Below are 16,406 nucleotides of genomic sequence, written 5' to 3'. Positions count from 1 at the left end.
GACGCAGGCGCATGTCAGAGCGCCTTGGGAGTTCTGACGTGATCCACGACGCGCCCGTTGTCGAGCTGGATCACCTCGCGCGCCAGCGCTTCCACGTCCTGTGGATCGTGGGTCACGAGCAAGGTCGGAACGTGCACCCGCTCGAGCATCTCGGCCAGTTCGAGCCGAAGCCGCGCCCGCAGCGGCGCGTCCAGCGCGGACAGCGGCTCGTCGAGCAGGAGCAGCAGCGGCTCGTTGGCCAGGGCACGCGCCAGGGCGACGCGCTGGCGCTGGCCGCCCGAGAGGTTGCGCGGAAGGCTGCTGCGCAACGCCTGCAGATCGAATTGCCGGATCAGGGCCTCGACCCGCTCCATGTCGCGCGGATCGACGGGCCGGCCGAGCCGGCGAATGCCGAACTGCAGGTTGTGCTCCACCGTCATGTGCGGGAACAGCGCGTAGTCCTGGAACACCACCCCGACTCGCCGCTTTCGCGCTGGCAGGTTGATGCCGCGCGCCGTGTCGAGCAGGGTCTGGCCGCCGGTGCGCACATGGCCGTGCGCCGCGTGCGCCAGCCCGGCGATGGCCATCAGGACGGTCGACTTGCCGGAGCCGGATGGACCCATCAGCGCACAACGGTGCGAGCGGGCGTCAAAAGTCACGTCCAGGTCGAAGGTGCGATCGGATGAGCGCAAGGTGAGCTGCAGGCGAACGTCGATTGCGGTCGCGGCCATTTCAGTGCTTCGCCTGGAGCAACCTGCCGGACACCACGAGCACGACCATGCAGACGAGCGAAATGATCAGCGTGAGCCACAGGGCCCGCGTGTCGTCGCCGGCCTGCACCGCCTCGTACACGGCAATCGAGAGGGTCTGTGTCCTGCCGGGCAAGTTGCCGGCGATCATCAGCGTGGCGCCGAACTCCCCCATGGCGCGAGCGAAGGACAGCATCAGCCCGGCGGTGATGCCGCGAATGGCCAAGGGCAGCGCGATGCGGAGGAACACCTCGAACTCGCCGGCACCCAGGGTGCGCGCCGCGTTGGCGAAGCGCGCATCGACCTCTTCGAACGCCGCGCGTGCACCCTTGTAGACCAGCGGCAAGGAGACGACCGACGCCGCGATGACGGCGCCTTGCCAGGTGAACATGAGGTTGATGCCCAGCCAGTCGTTCAGATAGCGGCCCAGCACGCCGTTGCGCCCGATGAGCACGATCAGGTAGTAGCCGATCACGGTGGGCGGCAGCACCATGGGCAGCACCAGGATCGAGTCGAGGAGGCCCTTTCCGGGAAACTGGCTGCGCGAAAGCCACCAGGCAAGGCCAATCCCGGCCAGGCCCGCGATCAACGTGGCCAGCAGAGCGACCTTGAGCGTGAGCCAGAGAGGAATCAGCACCAGGACACTCACGCAGCAAAGGGACGCGTTAGGGCTTGGAGAAGCCGAAGCGCTGCAGGATCTCCTGGCCGGACGCGCCGCGCACGAAGGCGATGAACTCGTTGGCCAGCGCGGGATGCCTGCTCGCCGCAACCTGCGCGATCGGATAGGTCACGGGCGTGGTGGTGGGCACCGTGAACGCGATGCGCGTCTTGTCGCGCTCGATCAGGGCGTCGGTACGGTAGACGAAGCCGGCATCGACCTCGCCACGCGCCACGTAGTTCAGGACCTGGCGCACGCTTTCGCCGAAGATCCACTTGGGCTGCAATGCGGCCGTGAGGCCGGCCCTTTCGACCGCCTCCATCGTGTAGCGGCCGACCGGGACGGTGACCGGCGTGCCGGTCGATATCCGCTGGAAGGACGCATTCGCCAGGTCGCCCAGCGCTTTGGGTGCCTGGGAGGAAGCCGACGGCAGGATCAGCACCAGGGTGTTGGCGGCGAAGTCGGCGCGCGTCGGCGCCGCGACGAGGGCCGCCGCCTTGTTCATCGTCTCCTGGTCGGCCGAGGCAAGGACGTCGACCGGCGCGCCCTGCTGGATCTGGGCCAGCAACGGGCCCGAAGCGGCGAAGTTGAAGGTCACCTTGGCGCCTGGCTTGGACTGCTCGAAGGCCCGGCCGACGGCCTGGAAGGCATTGGTCAGGCTGGCGGCGGCCGATACGACCAATTCCTGTGCCTGGACGGCTGCGCCGGTGAAGACCAGCGTGGCCGCCAGCACCGCGCCGCGAAGCCGGGTCGAGAGGGTCATCGTTCGTTTCTTGTTTGCGCTATTCAAGCCAGGAATAGCGATGATAGCAACGACCTGGCCGCGCTATGCAACGCTGGAATAGCGCAGGGTCGATTGGTTGCACAATCCGCGCGATGAAGAACCCTCGATTCACCGATGCGCTCGGCCACGGCTTGAGCGACAAGCGCATCGACATCCTGCGCGGTATCAAGCGAAGCGGCAGCATCTCTCAGGCAGCGCGCGAGGCTGGCGTCAGCTACAAGGCGGCTTGGCAAGCCATCGACACGCTCACCAACCTGGCTGGCGTTTCACTGGTCCATCGCGCCGTCGGAGGCGCGGGGGGCGGGGGCGCAACGTTGTCGGCGCATGGCGCCGAGTTGCTGGAACTCGCCGGGGAGTTGGACGCGGCGAAAGCGTTGATCCAGCAACGTTGGCTGGCCGCTGCCGGCGCGGCGGCCGAAGCCGGTGCAACGCCCTTCGCATTGCGAACCAGCATGCGCAATCAGTTGCCGGCTGCCGTGGTCGGTGTGGAAACGGTGGGGCCGTTGTCACGCGTGCAGCTTCGGATCGGCGAAGGTGCGGTCCTTTGCGCGCGCCTGACGCGCGAGAGCGTGGAACTGCTCGGACTGCGCAGCGGCCTGCGGGTGATTGCGCTGTGCAAGGCGACCTCGGTGCGCGTCACGCGCATGGCATCTGCGCGAGCAGCCGCCCAGATGCAGATCAATCAGCTCGGCGGCAAGGTCGCTGGGCTCCAGCGGGGCCCCCAGGGCGACGAAGTAACGCTCGAATTGCCAGCGGGCGGTCGCCTCGTCGGCTTCGCGGACGCCAGCAGCGGCCTGCGTGCCCGGCAGCAGGTCGTTGCCGAGGTCGATGAATCAGCGGTCGTGGTCGCATTGGCCGGCTGACCTCACCCGTTGCGAAAGAGGAAGCTGTAGGCGTTGAGTGCCGGCACGCCGCCGAGATGCGCGTACAGCACCTTCGAGCCTGCGGGAAATTCGCCGAGCCTCACCTTCTCGATCATCCCGTGCATCGATTTGCCCTCGTACACCGGGTCGGTGAGCATGGCCTCCATGCGGGCGCTCAGGCGAATCGCTTCGAGCGTTCCTTCGTTCGGCAGTCCGTACTCCGGCCCGCCGAAGCGCGTGTCGAGCACCACGTCCTGGTCCGTGATCTCGCGGCCGAGTTCGACCAACTCGGCCGTCTGCCTCGAGATGCGCAGAATCTGATCGAAGGTCTGTTGTGGCTTGGCCGATGCGTCGATACCGATCACGCGGTCGGCGCGCCCGTCGGCCGCAAAGCCCACCACCATGCCGGCCTGCGTGCTGCCGGTGACGGAGCAGGTGACGATGTAGTCGAACTTGAAGCCGAGCTCGGCCTCTTGCTGTCGCACTTCTTGCGCAAAGCCCACGAAGCCAAGCCCGCCCTTCGGATGCTCGGAGCATCCCGCGGGAATCGGGAACGGCTTGCCGCCGGCCCGCCGCACGCTGTCCATCGCGTCTTCCCAACTCTTGCGGATGCCGATGTCGAAGCCGGCGGCATCCAGCCGCACGTCCGCGCCCATGATGCGTGACATCTCGATGTTGCCCACGCGGTCGTACACCGCATCGGAATAGTTGACCCAGTTCTCCTGCACCAGCACGCACTTCATGCCGAGGTGGGCGGCCACCGCCGCGACCTGCCGCGTCTGGTTCGACTGGATGCCGCCGATGGACACGAGCGTGTCGTAGCCGCCTTCGATGGCTTCGGGAATCAGGTACTCGAGCTTGCGCGTCTTGTTGCCGCCGAAAGCCAGGCCACTGTTGCAGTCCTCGCGCTTGGCATAGAGCTCGACCTTGCCGCCCAGATGCGCGCTGAGCCGACGCAACGGCTGGATGGGCGTAGGCCCGAAAGTGAGCGGGTAGCGCGGGAATTTTTGCAGGTTCATGACGCGATTCCTTGTTCAAGAGGGATGAAGTGAATCGTAGGAAGAATCGCCTGTTCGAGGGTTGCAAAATCAGAGCGATTTGCGACACTAAGCATTACGCCTTGACTGAAAAGGCGGGATTAGTTTTGTCCAAGGCACCATGAGCACAACAAAATTGCCAGGCAAGGATGGACTGGATCGAACCGATCGCGCCATCCTGCGTGCGCTGCAACGCGATGCCTCGGTGTCGAACGTGGCGCTTGCTGCCAAGGTCAACCTGAGCGCGCCGGCTTGTCTGCGGCGGGTCGAGCGACTCAAGTCGATGGGGCTGATCAAGAAGGTGGTGGCGCTGCTCGATCCGGCGGCGTTGGATTTCGGCACGCTGGTGATGATCGGCGTGGTGCTCGACCGCTCCACGCCCGAGTCGTTCGCCAGTTTCGAAAAAGCCGTGCAGAAAGTGTCGGGTTGCCTGGAGTGCCACGTGGTCACCGGCGAGTTCGACTACTTCATGCTGGTGCGCACGCGCGACAACGAGAGCTACAACCGCCTGCACGCCGAGCAGCTGCTGTACCTGCCCGGTGTGCGGCAGATACGGACCTTCATGGTGCTCAAGCAGGTGATGTCGACGACGCAGTTGCCACTGCCGGCATGAACCGCCTCGGCGATGAACGGGATCGGAGCAGTGCCGTGCAGCAACGCGAGCGCTCGAGCGACGCGCTGTCGGGTGTACGGTCGCGACTCGTGGCGCGGGGCCGGCTCTCGCCGTGATTTGGAGGTTTTCGCCATGTCCAGTCGAAGTCTTGTGTCCACCCTCATGGCAGTCCTTGCAGCCGCCTGCTGCGCATGGACGCCCTCGGCCGCCGCGCAGTCGGGCGCCACGGCCTTGCGTGCCTCCTACGAAAAGCTCGCTCCAGGCTTGGCGACCAGCCCCCTCGGGCGGCCGATGGTTCTGACTTCCGCCGAGACACAACGCAGCCTGAAAGGCGAGGTGTACGGCGTGCTGGACCGCCCGCTGGCCAAGGTCAGTGCCGCCTTGGACAAGCCGGCGCATTGGTGCGAGATGATGATGCTGCACCTCAACAATCGTGCCTGCCGTCTCGACGCGGCCAACAAGACCCTGACACTGAGCGTGGTGCGCAAGTACGACATCCCCGTCGACAAGGCGGTCGAGTTGAGCTTTCGCGGTCGTCTCGTCAGTGCCACCCCCGACTATTTCGAAGCAAGGTTGAACTCCGGCAAGGGACCGTTCGGCACCAGCAACTATCGCATTGCACTCGAGGGCATCCCGCTGGAGAACGGCAAGTCATTCGTCCACTTCAGCTATGCCTACGACCAGAGTGCCGCGACCGCCGCGGCGTCCAGGAGCTACTTGGCCACCTTCGGACGCGGCAAGGTGGGCTTCACGGTCGTGGGCCAGCAGTCCTCGGGCGAGCCCGAACTGGTCGGAGGGATGTTGGGCCTGATCGAGCGCAACGCGATGCGCTACTTCCTGGCGGTGGATGCCTACTCGGAGGCGCCGGACGCCTTCGAGAGGCGACTGACGCTTTGGTACTCAGGGACGCAAAAGTACCCACGCCAATTGGATGACCTCAGCGAAGCCGAGTACCTCAAGCTCAAGCAATCGGACCGGCAGCGCCAGAGCGCGGCACGCCCCTGAAGGGACACGGGCTTGACTGACCCCGGCGATCTCCACGGGATCTGCCGTCCGTCCGCTACCGACCCTGACTCAACCGGCGCGCGCCCTGGTCAGTCAGGTATTCGCAGCCTTTTCGGTCCGCTGCCACCAGGCCGTTGGACCGCAGGCGATGTGAGACGCCAGACGCTTGATCGAGAGCGCTCTTGCCATCGTCGTTTGCCAGCCTCTGCAACCTGTTCCACTGCGCATTGTTGAGTTGGATTTTCTTCGCCATGTCCGTCTTGCATCTGGAGCGTGGGCAGCCCAGGAATCGTGAGGCCGCCGGTCAGTCGATTCTCGGATTGTGGTAATACTTTGGTATGTCATTTGACAAGTCGTCCGTACCTGATGACTTGGAGTGAGAACTAAGTCACAGAGGATCGGGCAGGAACCGCGTGGGATCGGACGCAGTCTTCCAAACGCTCTGCGATAGGATGAAATCCCGCATCAACAGGGCGACCACATGTTTGTGATCACGCTGACCTACTTGCGGCCGCTGGAAGAATTGGACGCGCTCATGTCTCAGCATGTCGCGTGGTTGAAAAAGCACTACCAAAGCGGCCTCTTCATTGCGTCCGGCCGGCAGGTTCCGCGCCAGGGCGGCGTGATCCTTGCCCGTTCGGGCAGCCGCGAAGAACTCGAGACCCTTCTCGCGCAAGATCCTTTTGTGAAAAGCGGTTGCGCTCGTGCGGATGTCGTGGAGTTCACGCCGAGCATGACGGCGCCCGGCGCGGAAGTGCTCAAGGAACTCTAGGCCGGGCGAGGAAACTGGAAATGACCCCATCGAAAGGCTCCAGCCTCCCGTCGCTCGCGAGTCTCGCGCAGCGCGTGGGAGCCGCATTGAAAGAGCGCAAGGAGACGATCGCGGTGGTGGAATCGTCTTGCGGCGGGCTGGTTTCGGCCGAGCTGCTTGCCCTACCGGGCGCGTCGAGTTTCTTCCTGGGGGGTGCGGTCGTCTATTCGAGGCGAGCAGGCAAGGCGCTGCTCGGTCTGACGGCGGTCGACGTCGCAGGCATGCGCGCAGAAACCGAGCCCTACGCCGTCATGGTCGCAGGCAGAATCCGCGACAGTCATCGCGCGTCGTGGGGCATCAGCGAAAGCGGTGCGGCTGGCCCCTCGGGCAGTCCCTATGGGGACGCGCCGGGTCACGTGTGCATCGCCATCGTCGGCGCGACGGCGCTGAGCAGAACCATCGAGACCGGCAACGGTGATCGCGCGGCGAACATGGACCTGTTCGCACGCCACCTTCTTCAGCTGTTCGAGCAGGCGCTGCTTGGCGGCAGGGTGGACTGATTCTGGCGCAGAGTGACGCGGTCGCGGCGGCAGCGACAATCTGCAGTTCCCTGGAATGAACTCACCGATGCCTCCCGCACAGTACCTCCTCCTCTCCCTGGCGGATCACCCGTTGGCGTCGCAAGAGGCGCATCGGCACGATGGGGCGCCGGGCGCCTACATACGCTGCCTCAATGTCGCGGGCCGATGGGCGGTCCATGGCACCACGCACACTCCGCTCCTCGTGTGGCATGCGACGCAAGCAAGCGCTGCGCATGCGGCAGGCGAGCGGGCGTCCCGGGCTCGCAACTGCCCGGTCGAGGTGGTGTCGCGAGGGGATGCCGGCGGGCCGGAAGGGCGCCAGATCCAGCTGTTCACCGATGCATTCGAATCGGCTCTCCTTGGATCCGCCGCCCGGAGCGAAGCCAGGTCGAGGCGCTTGCGCAACGAGGCTGACAGACTCGCTGCCTTCTCGCTCATCGTCCGCGCCGCTTCGACCGCCGCGGACCAGGAGGCGTTCGCCGAGGTCAGTCGTGCCGCGGCGAAGGCGCTGCGCACCAAGTTCGGCGGCGGTTCGATCACGTCGACGTTCGCCTGGCTGGCGGGCCAGGCAGGGCGGGACGCGCTGGAGAGCGTGCTTGCCGGTGAAGTCGAGCTGACCGGACCGTTGTCGCTTCGGGAGGTCGTCGAGGCCGCGGAGCTCGCCCAGAAGGCGGAGCGCCTCCGGGAAGAGAGCTGATCTGCTCGCTCAGGAGTGGCACACCAGCCCGTCGCGCAGCTGTGCGATCTCCAGGCGCAGGTTGCCTCCGCGCGCGATGCGCGCCCGGTCCAGCGTGCCGTCGGATTCCCAGCGTCTGAGCGCGGCCGAGAGGTAGTCGCGAGAAGCGGCGTCACCCTCTGGCAGCCGCACGCCGGCGCCGTCGGCGGCATCGAGTGCGCTCACGAGCGGCCGGTAGAACCGCCATTGTTCGTCCTGCAGCAGGCGCTCCAGGACTTCTGCGTCTTCCACCAGTGCGGCGCATTCCCCCGCCATGAAGGCCGAGACCGCATGCACGCCGGAGGGATAGCGCTTCGGAACCGCGCCGTAGCGCGAGCTCACTGTGCGGGCGTAGCTCGACCCCTCGCCAGCGCACACCGTGGCGCCCCGTAGCGCCGTCGTGTCCTGGATGCGGCCCTTGCGGAGCGCCACGACCATGCCGCGACCCGGGCTGTAGTCGCCCGGTGCGATGGCCACACCCTCGGGCGCACGGGACTCCGGGACGCCCGCGAAGAGCACGTCGACCTCGCCCTGGCGCAGGGCGGCTGTCTGTGCCTCGGACGCCAGGCCCACGAGTTCCAGCCGTACCCCCAGTGATGCTGCCAGCCGGGCAGCCAGGGTCGCATCGAAGCTGTCGGGCTCGGGGGGTGTCGGCGCTTCCGGCGGTGCGGGCCGTGGATAGCTGCGGACGCCCACGCGCAGCACACCCCGCGCGACCGCGCGATCCAGGACGGGGCCGTGCGGCAGGGCCGACAGCGGTGTCTCGCTCCGCCAGGCTGCAGCCCCGGCAGCGGCGGCAACCAGCGCCGCGACCGCGAGGCCGATGCGCGGGGCGGGCCAGCGTCTCTTGCGGAGTCCGGGCGTTGCGCGCTGCGGTGCGGCCTCAATCATCGAGGCTCAGTCCCTTGCGCCAGCGCAGCAGCCGGCCTTCCAGCAGGGCCAGCAGGTAGTTGAGCAACAGGCCCGTGACCGCCAGCAGCAGGATGCCGCTGTACATGGTCGGGATCTGGAAGGTCTCCTGCGAGTTCAGGGTCAGGAAGCCCAGGCCCGAATGCGCCCCGATCATCTCGGCCGCAACGAGCGCGGTGATGCAGTAGGCACCGGCGAGCCGCACGCCGGTGAAGATCGACGGCAGCGCCGCGGGCAGCACCACCTGGAAGAAGATGAAGCGCTGCGAGGCGCCCATCGAGAGCGCCGAATTGACCAGCAGCCGGTCGACCTGCTTGACGCCGCCGATCGTGCTCAGCAGCACCGGCCAGAAGGAGGCCCAGAAGATGATCGCGACCTTGGACAGCTCGCCGATGCCCAGAAACAGGATGAAGACCGGGAACAGCGCGAAGGCCGAGGTCTGGCGGAACAACTGGAGGACCGGGTCGACGATGTTCTCGAGCCTTCGCCATCCACCCATCAGGAGCCCGAGCGACACCCCGGCAGCGATCGCGAGCAGCAGGCCCCAGAGGGAGCGTTGCAGGCTGGCGGCGAGGTGCTTCCAGAGCTGCCCGTCGAGGCCGAGCTGGACGATGGTGCCGAGCACTGCGGAGGGCGGGCTCAGGTAGGCGTCGCCCACGATGCCGAGGCGAGGCAGCGCTTCCCACAACGCGAGGAAGAGGAGGATGCCGAGGCCTCGCTCGACGATGCGGCCGAAACCGCGCAGCCGCCGGGCCAGGGAGGCGATCGGCCGCGGTGCGGCGAGATCCCGGGGCTGTGCAATCGCCTCGAGAGCTCCCTGGTCATGGAGGGGATCGACCGCGCTCACGCAACCTCCTGCAGTTGGCGCAGAGGGCTCGGCGCTGTCGAGCGCGCGACGGCTGCGGGATGCACGCCGAACTGAACTTCGTCCTTGAGCACGTCCCAGGCGCGCTGGCGCAGCGCGACGAATTCGGCCGAGTTGCGGATCTCGTTCGAGCGGGGACGCGCGAGCGGGATGTCGATGATGTCCTTGATCCGGCCGGGGCGCTGCGTCATCACGGCCACCCGGTCCGAGAGATAGATGGCCTCGTCGAGGCTGTGCGTGATGAAGACGATGGTCTTGCGATCCTGTTCCCAGATGCGCAGCAGTTCGGTCTGCAGGATCTCGCGGGTTTGCGCGTCGAGTGCGGCGAAGGGTTCGTCCATCAGCAGCACGTCCGGCTGGTAGGCCAGCGACCGCGCGATCGCGACGCGCTGCTTCATGCCGCCCGAGAGCTCGTGCGGATAGCTGTTGCCGAAGCCGTGCAGGCCGACGCGCTCCAGGTAGTCCTGTGCGGTGCGCCGCCGCTGCTCGCGGCTCACGCCGCGGATCTCCAGCCCGACGGCGATGTTGTCGAGCACGGTGCGCCACGGGAACAGCGCATAGCCCTGGAACACCACGCCCTGGCTGCGGTTGATGCCTGCAAGCTTCTGGCCGCCGATGCTGATGCGTCCGCCGGTGCGCGCCGTCAGTCCGGCCAGGATGCTTAGGAAGGTCGATTTGCCGCAACCCGAGGGCCCGAGCACCGACAGGAACTCGCCTTCTCGCACGTCGAGGTCGAAGCCGTGCAGCACCGACACGCGCTCCTGCGAGCCGCGCGCGGGAAACTCCATGCGCACGTCGCGCGCCGAGATCTTGACCGTCATCGCCGGGCCTCGCCTCAGGCCTTCGCCGGCTTGGCGGCGAAGGGGTTGAACTCGTTGGTGTAGACGTCCTTGATCGCCACCTTGCCCGCGGCAATCTTGCCCTCGGACTGCAGGATGTCGATGTAGTAGTGGATCGGCGGCTCCGTCACGACCAGATCCTCCACATAGGCATAGCGGTCGACGTTCTCGATCGCCATGTTGATGCGCTTGGACACCAGCTTGCGCGCTTCCTCCGGGTTGGCATTGACCCAGTTGCCGGCCTTGGCCAGGGCCACGACCACGTCGCGCACCGCCTCGGGATGCTCGCGAATGAACCTGCCATGGGCACTGTACGGCGCCATGCCACCCAGGCCGCCGTCGAGGTCCCAGTCGCTCCACAGTCGCACCAGCTGGTCGGCATGATCGGCGCGGCCCGAGAAGGGCGCGTGGATGATCGCCAGGTCCGTGTTGCCCGTGACCAGCGTCTGCTCGGCCTGCTCGTCGGGAATGACGAGGAAGTTGATCTTGTTCACGTCCACGCCTTTTTCGCGCAGGTACTTCTTCGTCACGAACTCCGCGCAGGCCCCGAAGCTGTTGAAGCCGATCGTCTTGCCCTCGAGATCCTTCGGCGTTCGGATGCCGGAGTCCTTGCGCACGAAGTACTTCATGTGCGGCGCTTCCTCCAGCGTCTTGCCGCCGGCCGCGACGACCTTCAGGTCGGCGCCCGAGGCGATCGCGGAGATCACCAGCGGCACCATGCGCGAGCCGAAGTCGATCTCGCCCGTGCCCACGAGCGGAATGATCTGCGGCGCGGCGATCTTGCCCACGTACTCGGGCCGCGTGTTCGTGCCTTCGAAGTAGCCGAGCTCGTCGGCCAGGTAGATGAGGTCGAAGGATGGATTGTTGGGGTACTTGAATGCCACCTTGTCGCCGGTCTTGCCGACGACCGCAGGACCGCCGCCCGCGGCGGAAGCGCCGGCACTGTCATGGCGCGAGCAGCCAGCGAGCGGCAGGCCACCGGCGCCGACGGCGATCAGCGAGGCCAGTGATCTCAGGGCGCGGCGGCGCGATGGCAACTTGGCCAACGAGGAGGGGGTGGTGATGTGTGAGGCCATGATGAATCCTTGTCAGGCGTCGTTGACGCGCCAGTTGTCCAGGTTGAAATCGCGATCGATGAGTTTCTCGGCCAGAAGGAAGTTCTTGACTTCGGCGAGCAGCGCCGTCCCCTCGGCCGGGTAGGCGGCCTCGGGATACTGCGAGAGCGGGTGCGAGACCTTGACCACCTCGAGCGGAAAGCCGCTGACCTCGGCATGGAAGGCGTAGTAGGCCTGCGGGTCGCGGTGGATGTCCGCGAGCGCCGAACGCCGCGCGCGGGTCCACGCTGCGGCCAGTCCCGGCCTGGCTTGCAGCACTTTGTCCGAAGCGACGATCACCGAAGTCCCGCGCAGCGACGGGTGCTGATCGGCCTGGTCGATGACCGGATAGCCGCGCGAGGCCAGCAGCGGGCCGACATCGATCTGGGCTGCGAACGCGGCGATGGAGCCGCGGTCGAGCGCGGCCTCGCCATCGCGCGGGAACATGTGAATCACCTTGACCGATTTCTGCAGGCCGTGCGCCTTGAGCAGGCCCAGCACATAGCGGTGCATGTAGGAGCCGCGCGCCACGCCGATCGACTGGCCCTCGAGTTCCTTGACGCTGCGCACACCGCCGCGCGGGGTCAGCAGCCACACGTTCATGCCGACGGCATCGAAACCGATCAGTCGATTCTCGAGCCCACGCGAGTGCGCGACGATGGCTGGCGTGTCGCCGTAGATGCCCACGTCCAGGACGCCGCCTGCGAAGGCTTCGTTGAGGTCGGGGCCGTTGGGGAAATTGCGCGTCGAGATCTCCTGGATGCCGAGCGACGCGAGCTCGCGCTGCAGCAGGCCCTGCCGCAGGGCCCAGCCGGTGGCGGCAGCCGGCTTCTTGCCGGGGCCGATGTAGCCGAGGCGCAGCACGGCGTCGGTGCCCTGGGCGTTGGTGAAGGCGGGCAGGGCGCTCGCGATGGCAGCGCCGACGGCGCCGCGAAGCACGCGCCGGCGGGACGCAAGGGGTGAAGTCGAAGGGGTCATCGGGTTCGAAGGAGGCAGAGCAACTGGTGCGTCAGTGCGCGCGCCGCAGCAGTTCAAAGCTGGCATCGGCCGATGCCGTGGATTGACGCCCCCGGCCCCAGCCGATGGCGCGGCGGTAGCTGCCCACCAGCTCTTTCGTGGCGGGCTCGCGTTCATCGGCGCTGGCGCGGCGGTCCGCGATGGGCGCGACATAGAGCGCGTCCTCGGGGCAGTACAGCTCGCACATGAAGCAGGTCTGGCAGTCGTCCTGCCGCGCGATGCGTGGTGGGGCGCCGGCGACGGCCTCGAACACATTGGTCGGGCAGGCGTTGACGCAGATGTTGCAGGCAGTGCAGCGTTCGGGGCTGATGAGTTCGATCATGCGGTGAGGGCTTCCGTGAGGGGCTGTGCGCAGACCCAGACCTCGTCGAGCCCGCCGCTGAGGAGTCGGTGGCGCTGGGTCGGATCCAGCGCCTCGTGTTCGCGGCGCCGGTGCATGCCGCGGGTTTCGGTGCGCTGCAGCGCGCTGCGGTACATCCAGCGTGCGGTCGCGAGCATGGCGGCCGCCTCGCGGGCGCGCACGGCTTCGCTGGCGGTGGCCGCTGGTGCGCTGTGGCGAAGGCGAGTCCAGAGTGCGTCGAGTCGGCCCAGGGATTCCGCCAGTACGTGGCCTTCGCGAAACCAGTTGCGCTCGTACGGAAAGACCTCGGCCTGGACCGCGCTCACCACCGCCTGGCTGTCGTAGCCCTCGGCGCCACGGGTGGCGAGCGCCACGCCGCCAGCGCGTCGCAGCGCACGCGGCGCACGGGTGCGCGCATCCTGGCCGAAGGCCGCCGCGCCGGCGCCGGCCCAGAAGCCGGAGGACAGGGCCCACGCCGCGTTGTGGCTGCCGCCGCCCGTGAAGCCGCCGCAGATCAGCTCGCGCGTCGCGGCGTCGCCCGCGGCATACAGGCCGGCGACCGAAGTGGCGCAACTGTCGTCGATCAGGTTCAGCCCGCCGGTGCCGCGCACCGTGCCCTCCAGGCGCAGGGTGACAGGGAAATGCTGGGTGAAGGGGTCGATGCCCTGGCGATCGAACGAGACGAAGAAGTTGGGCTGTGCCGTGCGCATCCAGGCCCGGATCTGCGGGTCGGCGCGGTCGATGCAGGCATAGACTGGCTGCGTTTGCAGATTCTGGGCGATCACGCTGCGCCCGCGCGAGGAGCCGGCGCCTTCGATCGCCTTGCCATCGCGGTCGTAGAAGGTGGCCCAGTTGTAGAACAGCGACTTGGTGACTGACGAAAAGGCCGGTCCGAGTCCATAGGCGTTGGAGAACTCCATGCCCGACATCGCCGCGCCGACCTCGGCCGCCATCAGCTGGCCGTCGCCGGTCAGCACGTTGCAGCCCAGTGCCTTGCTGAGAAACGCGCAGCCGCCGGTCGCGATGACCACCGCGCCCGCGCGCACCACCCAGGTCTCGCCGGTCTGGCGGTTCACGCCGGTGGCGCCGCCGACCGTGCCTTGCGCATCGACAAGCAACTCGAGCGCGGGGCTGTGATCGAGGATGCGTGCGCCCGATGCCTTCACCCGCTTGCGCATCAGCCGCATGTACTCCGGGCCTTGCAGCGAGGTGCAGCGAAGCTGTCCTTCGTCGTCGCTCGGAAAGGGATAGCCCCAGTCCTTGAGGCGCTCGACGTTGTCCCAGGTCTGCGCCAGGACGCGGTCCATCCAGGCGTGTTCGGCGAGATGACCGCCCATCGCGAGGCGGCTGGCCTTGGCCTCGGCACGCGCGCTGCCCTCGGGCGAGACGTGCCACAGGCCGGTGCCGGAGGGCGCTGTCGCGCCGGACGTGCCGCAGAAGCCCTTGTCGGCGAGCACCACGCGCGCGCCTTGCGCCGCCGCGCTGATGGCGGCCCAGGTGCCCGCGGGCCCGCCGCCAATCACGAGAACGTCCGCGTCGTGGCGATGACCGCCATCGGCACCTGACAGTGCCTGACCTTCGAAATCTCTTGCGCCCATGTCTGTTCCGCCGTGTGTCCGTGAGGCTGGAACCCTAACCAGCAGGGGGCAGGATGCAAAGAAGGATTCCGTTCAACCATATGCGTTCTGCGGTGCATGGCCTTATGCGTATTCCGATGAAGGTCGCGCCGATTTCTTCGTTGCCCAGGGCAACGGAGCATCGAAGAATCCTGGCTGGTTCCGATTCCACGCATGAACGCCCGCATTCCCATTCCACCTGCTTCTTCCGTCGACGACCTCGCCGGCCTGATCGAGACCTTGCACGCCAGCGCCCCGGAGCGCGACCGAAAAGGCGGACACGCGGCCGAGGAGAAGGCGCTGATCCGGACGCACGGCCTGCTGCTCGACGTCGTGCCGCGCGCTTTCGGTGGCCGTGGCCGCTCTTGGAGCGATGTGTTCGCCACGGTGCGACGCATCGCCGCCGTCGACAGCGCGCTCGCCCACGTGCTGGCCTTCCATCACTTGCAGGTCGCGACGGTGCTCATCTACGGCAGCGAGGAGCAGCAGGCACGCTGGCTCACGGCGACGGTGCGCGAGCAGGGCTGGTGGGGCAATGGCATGAACCCGCTCGATAAACGGCTGCAGGCGCGCGCGGTGGAGGACGGCTTTGTGCTCGACGGCACCAAGAGCTTCTGTTCCGGCACCAGCGGCTCCAGCTACATGACGTTCTCTGCCGAGCAGGCCGGGACGGGCGGCGCGATGCTGCTCGGCATCGTGCCCACGCAGCAGGCCGGCATCGTCGTGCTCGACGACTGGGACCCGATCGGCCAGCGCCAGACCGACAGCAACTCGGTGGCCTTCTCCGACGTCGCGCTGCCGGCGCGGGACGTCATCCGCGCCGCCGATGCGGTGCCCGCACCCTTTCACACGCTGCGCACCTGCATCGGCCAGTTGGTGCTGGTCAATCTCTATCTCGGCATCGCCATCGGTGCGCAGCGGGAGGCACGCCACCATGCGCGTACCAGTGCGCGGCCCTGGGTGAGTTCGGGCGTGGCGCATGCGACGGACGACCCTTTCATGCTCAACCGGTTCGGCGAATTGCGGGTGCAGATCGCGGCATCGAACGCCTTGGCCGATCGTGCTGCGCACGCGCTGGACGCCGCCTTCGCGCAAGGACATTCGCTGAGCGCGTTGGAGCGCGCCGAAGTTTCCGTGGCCACGGCGGAAGCGAAGGTGGTGGCCCATCGCGCGGGGCTCTACGCGAGCCAGGAGCTCTTCGAGGTGGTGGGCGCGCGCGGCACCCGCTCGGTGCTGGGCTTCGACCGCTTCTGGCGCAACGTGCGCACGCACACGCTCCATGATCCGCTCGACTACAAGCTCAACATGCTGGGGCGCTGGGCGCTCAAGGACGAAGCGCCGCCGCCGTCGCTGTACAACTGAGAGCACGACGTAGTGCGCCCGAATGGCGTGCGTGCCGCCGTACCATTGCGCGATGCATTCTTCCGCCGCAGTCCGCGGCCATCGCGTCATGGGCACCCCCACGTTTCGCCAAGCGGTTCCACTGGACGACGCACGCTGCTTCGAGATCGAAAGCACGGCGTACGAGGGCGATGAAGCCGCCACGCTGGCCAGGATCTCCAAGCGGATCGCCGAGTACCCGCAAGGCTTCCTGATCATGGAGCTGGACGGACGAGTCATCGGCTTCATCAACAGCGGCTGCGCCGACAGCGTCGTGATGTCGGACGAGTCGTTCAAGGAACTCGTGGGACATGACGCTGCTGCTCCGAACGTCGTGATCATGTCGGTCGTGATCGATTCGGCTTATCAGGGCCGCGGCTACGCGACTACCCTGATGCGGACCTTCGTCGGGCAGATGCGACAAGCGGGCAAGAAGACCATCCACCTCATGTGCAAGCAGCGGCACGTCGATCTGTATGCCCGCCTGGGCTATCGGTACGTGCAGCCTTCCCCCTCGGATCACGGCGGAATGTCATGGCACGAGATGACCATGGACCTTTGAGCGGGGGCTCGGTCCCCGCCATACACACCTGTTGCATCGGCTGACAAAT

General features: G+C 67.1%; 19 protein-coding genes. 8 read left to right on the top strand and 11 right to left on the bottom strand.

The features are described 5' to 3' along the window. Positions 1-14: 14 nt before the first annotated feature. Genes QTI24_RS25100 through modA form a run of 3 tightly spaced genes read right to left on the bottom strand, consistent with a single transcriptional unit; the run spans position 15 to position 2,149 of the window. Positions 15-710 (bottom strand): ATP-binding cassette domain-containing protein, encoded by a 696-nt coding sequence (locus QTI24_RS25100; protein ID WP_286604096.1) that lies wholly within the window; start codon positions 708-710, stop codon positions 15-17. Position 711: 1 nt separating this feature from the next. Then, a complete protein-coding gene (gene modB / locus QTI24_RS25095; RefSeq protein WP_503011305.1) occupies positions 712-1,365 on the bottom strand; it encodes a molybdate ABC transporter permease subunit in 654 nt (217 codons plus the stop codon). A gap of 28 nt (positions 1,366-1,393) precedes the next feature. Further along, complete coding sequence (gene modA / locus QTI24_RS25090; RefSeq protein ID WP_286604094.1) at positions 1,394-2,149, bottom strand: molybdate ABC transporter substrate-binding protein; 756 nt, start codon at positions 2,147-2,149, stop codon at positions 1,394-1,396. A gap of 113 nt (positions 2,150-2,262) precedes the next feature. On the opposite strand from modA, the gene QTI24_RS25085 reads away from it, so the two are divergent. Continuing rightward, positions 2,263-3,033 (top strand): TOBE domain-containing protein, encoded by a 771-nt coding sequence (locus tag QTI24_RS25085; RefSeq protein ID WP_286604093.1) that lies wholly within the window; start codon positions 2,263-2,265, stop codon positions 3,031-3,033. A gap of 2 nt (positions 3,034-3,035) precedes the next feature. Here QTI24_RS25085 and QTI24_RS25080 read toward each other — a convergent pair whose 3' ends face one another. Further along, a complete protein-coding gene (locus QTI24_RS25080; RefSeq protein ID WP_286604091.1) occupies positions 3,036-4,052 on the bottom strand; it encodes a 1-aminocyclopropane-1-carboxylate deaminase in 1,017 nt (338 codons plus the stop codon). A gap of 139 nt (positions 4,053-4,191) precedes the next feature. On the opposite strand from QTI24_RS25080, the gene QTI24_RS25075 reads away from it, so the two are divergent. The 5 genes from QTI24_RS25075 (at position 4,192) to QTI24_RS25055 (ending at position 7,717) form a co-directional block, all read left to right on the top strand. Next, positions 4,192-4,683, top strand: a complete 492-nt coding sequence (locus QTI24_RS25075) for an Lrp/AsnC family transcriptional regulator (protein ID WP_286604090.1) — start codon at positions 4,192-4,194, stop codon at positions 4,681-4,683. Positions 4,684-4,815: 132 nt separating this feature from the next. Beyond that, positions 4,816-5,688 (top strand): hypothetical protein, encoded by an 873-nt coding sequence (locus QTI24_RS25070; RefSeq protein ID WP_286604088.1) that lies wholly within the window; start codon positions 4,816-4,818, stop codon positions 5,686-5,688. A 481-nt stretch (positions 5,689-6,169) separates the two neighbouring features. Next, entirely contained in the window at positions 6,170-6,460 is a 291-nt protein-coding gene (locus QTI24_RS25065; protein ID WP_286604087.1) for a YciI family protein, read from the top strand. A 20-nt stretch (positions 6,461-6,480) separates the two neighbouring features. Further along, on the top strand, positions 6,481-6,999 hold the full coding sequence (locus QTI24_RS25060; RefSeq protein WP_286604086.1) for a CinA family protein: 519 nt from the start codon (positions 6,481-6,483) through the stop codon (positions 6,997-6,999). 55 nt (positions 7,000-7,054) lie between these two features. Next, entirely contained in the window at positions 7,055-7,717 is a 663-nt protein-coding gene (locus tag QTI24_RS25055) for a hypothetical protein (protein ID WP_286604084.1), read from the top strand. Positions 7,718-7,726: 9 nt separating this feature from the next. On the opposite strand, the gene QTI24_RS25050 is transcribed toward QTI24_RS25055, so the two are convergent. The 7 genes from QTI24_RS25050 to QTI24_RS25020 form a co-directional block, all read right to left on the bottom strand. Next, complete coding sequence (locus tag QTI24_RS25050) at positions 7,727-8,626, bottom strand: transporter substrate-binding domain-containing protein (RefSeq protein ID WP_286604083.1); 900 nt, start codon at positions 8,624-8,626, stop codon at positions 7,727-7,729. Continuing rightward, entirely contained in the window at positions 8,619-9,410 is a 792-nt protein-coding gene (locus QTI24_RS25045; protein WP_286604173.1) for an ABC transporter permease, read from the bottom strand. Before QTI24_RS25045 ends, QTI24_RS25050 begins: the two co-directional genes overlap by 8 nt. A gap of 77 nt (positions 9,411-9,487) precedes the next feature. Next, on the bottom strand, positions 9,488-10,330 hold the full coding sequence (locus QTI24_RS25040; protein WP_286604082.1) for an ABC transporter ATP-binding protein: 843 nt from the start codon (positions 10,328-10,330) through the stop codon (positions 9,488-9,490). A gap of 14 nt (positions 10,331-10,344) precedes the next feature. Continuing rightward, positions 10,345-11,424 (bottom strand): ABC transporter substrate-binding protein, encoded by a 1,080-nt coding sequence (locus QTI24_RS25035; protein ID WP_286604081.1) that lies wholly within the window; start codon positions 11,422-11,424, stop codon positions 10,345-10,347. Positions 11,425-11,436: 12 nt separating this feature from the next. Continuing rightward, the gene (locus QTI24_RS25030) at positions 11,437-12,420 is read right to left on the bottom strand and encodes an ABC transporter substrate-binding protein (protein WP_286604080.1); all 984 of its coding nucleotides are present in this window, start codon (positions 12,418-12,420) and stop codon (positions 11,437-11,439) included. Between the two features lie 31 nt (positions 12,421-12,451). After that, the gene (locus QTI24_RS25025; RefSeq protein ID WP_286604079.1) at positions 12,452-12,781 is read right to left on the bottom strand and encodes a 4Fe-4S dicluster domain-containing protein; all 330 of its coding nucleotides are present in this window, start codon (positions 12,779-12,781) and stop codon (positions 12,452-12,454) included. After that, positions 12,778-14,397, bottom strand: a complete 1,620-nt coding sequence (locus QTI24_RS25020; protein WP_286604078.1) for an FAD-dependent oxidoreductase — start codon at positions 14,395-14,397, stop codon at positions 12,778-12,780. Before QTI24_RS25020 ends, QTI24_RS25025 begins: the two co-directional genes overlap by 4 nt. A gap of 192 nt (positions 14,398-14,589) precedes the next feature. Between QTI24_RS25020 and QTI24_RS25015 the strand changes: the two genes are divergently transcribed. Both QTI24_RS25015 and QTI24_RS25010 read left to right on the top strand, forming a co-directional pair. Beyond that, on the top strand, positions 14,590-15,777 hold the full coding sequence (locus tag QTI24_RS25015) for an acyl-CoA dehydrogenase family protein (RefSeq protein WP_286604077.1): 1,188 nt from the start codon (positions 14,590-14,592) through the stop codon (positions 15,775-15,777). An 88-nt stretch (positions 15,778-15,865) separates the two neighbouring features. Then, positions 15,866-16,357 carry a GNAT family N-acetyltransferase gene (locus QTI24_RS25010; RefSeq protein ID WP_286604076.1) on the top strand — a complete coding sequence of 164 codons (492 nt, stop codon included), beginning with the start codon at positions 15,866-15,868 and terminating at the stop codon, positions 16,355-16,357. The last annotated feature ends 49 nt before the right edge of the window (positions 16,358-16,406 follow it).

Origin of the sequence: Variovorax sp. J22P240, assembly GCF_030316855.1 — a bacterium.
In the GTDB taxonomy this organism is placed as follows: Bacteria; Pseudomonadota; Gammaproteobacteria; order Burkholderiales; family Burkholderiaceae_C; genus Variovorax.
This window is presented reverse-complemented; position numbering and strand designations above follow the sequence as displayed.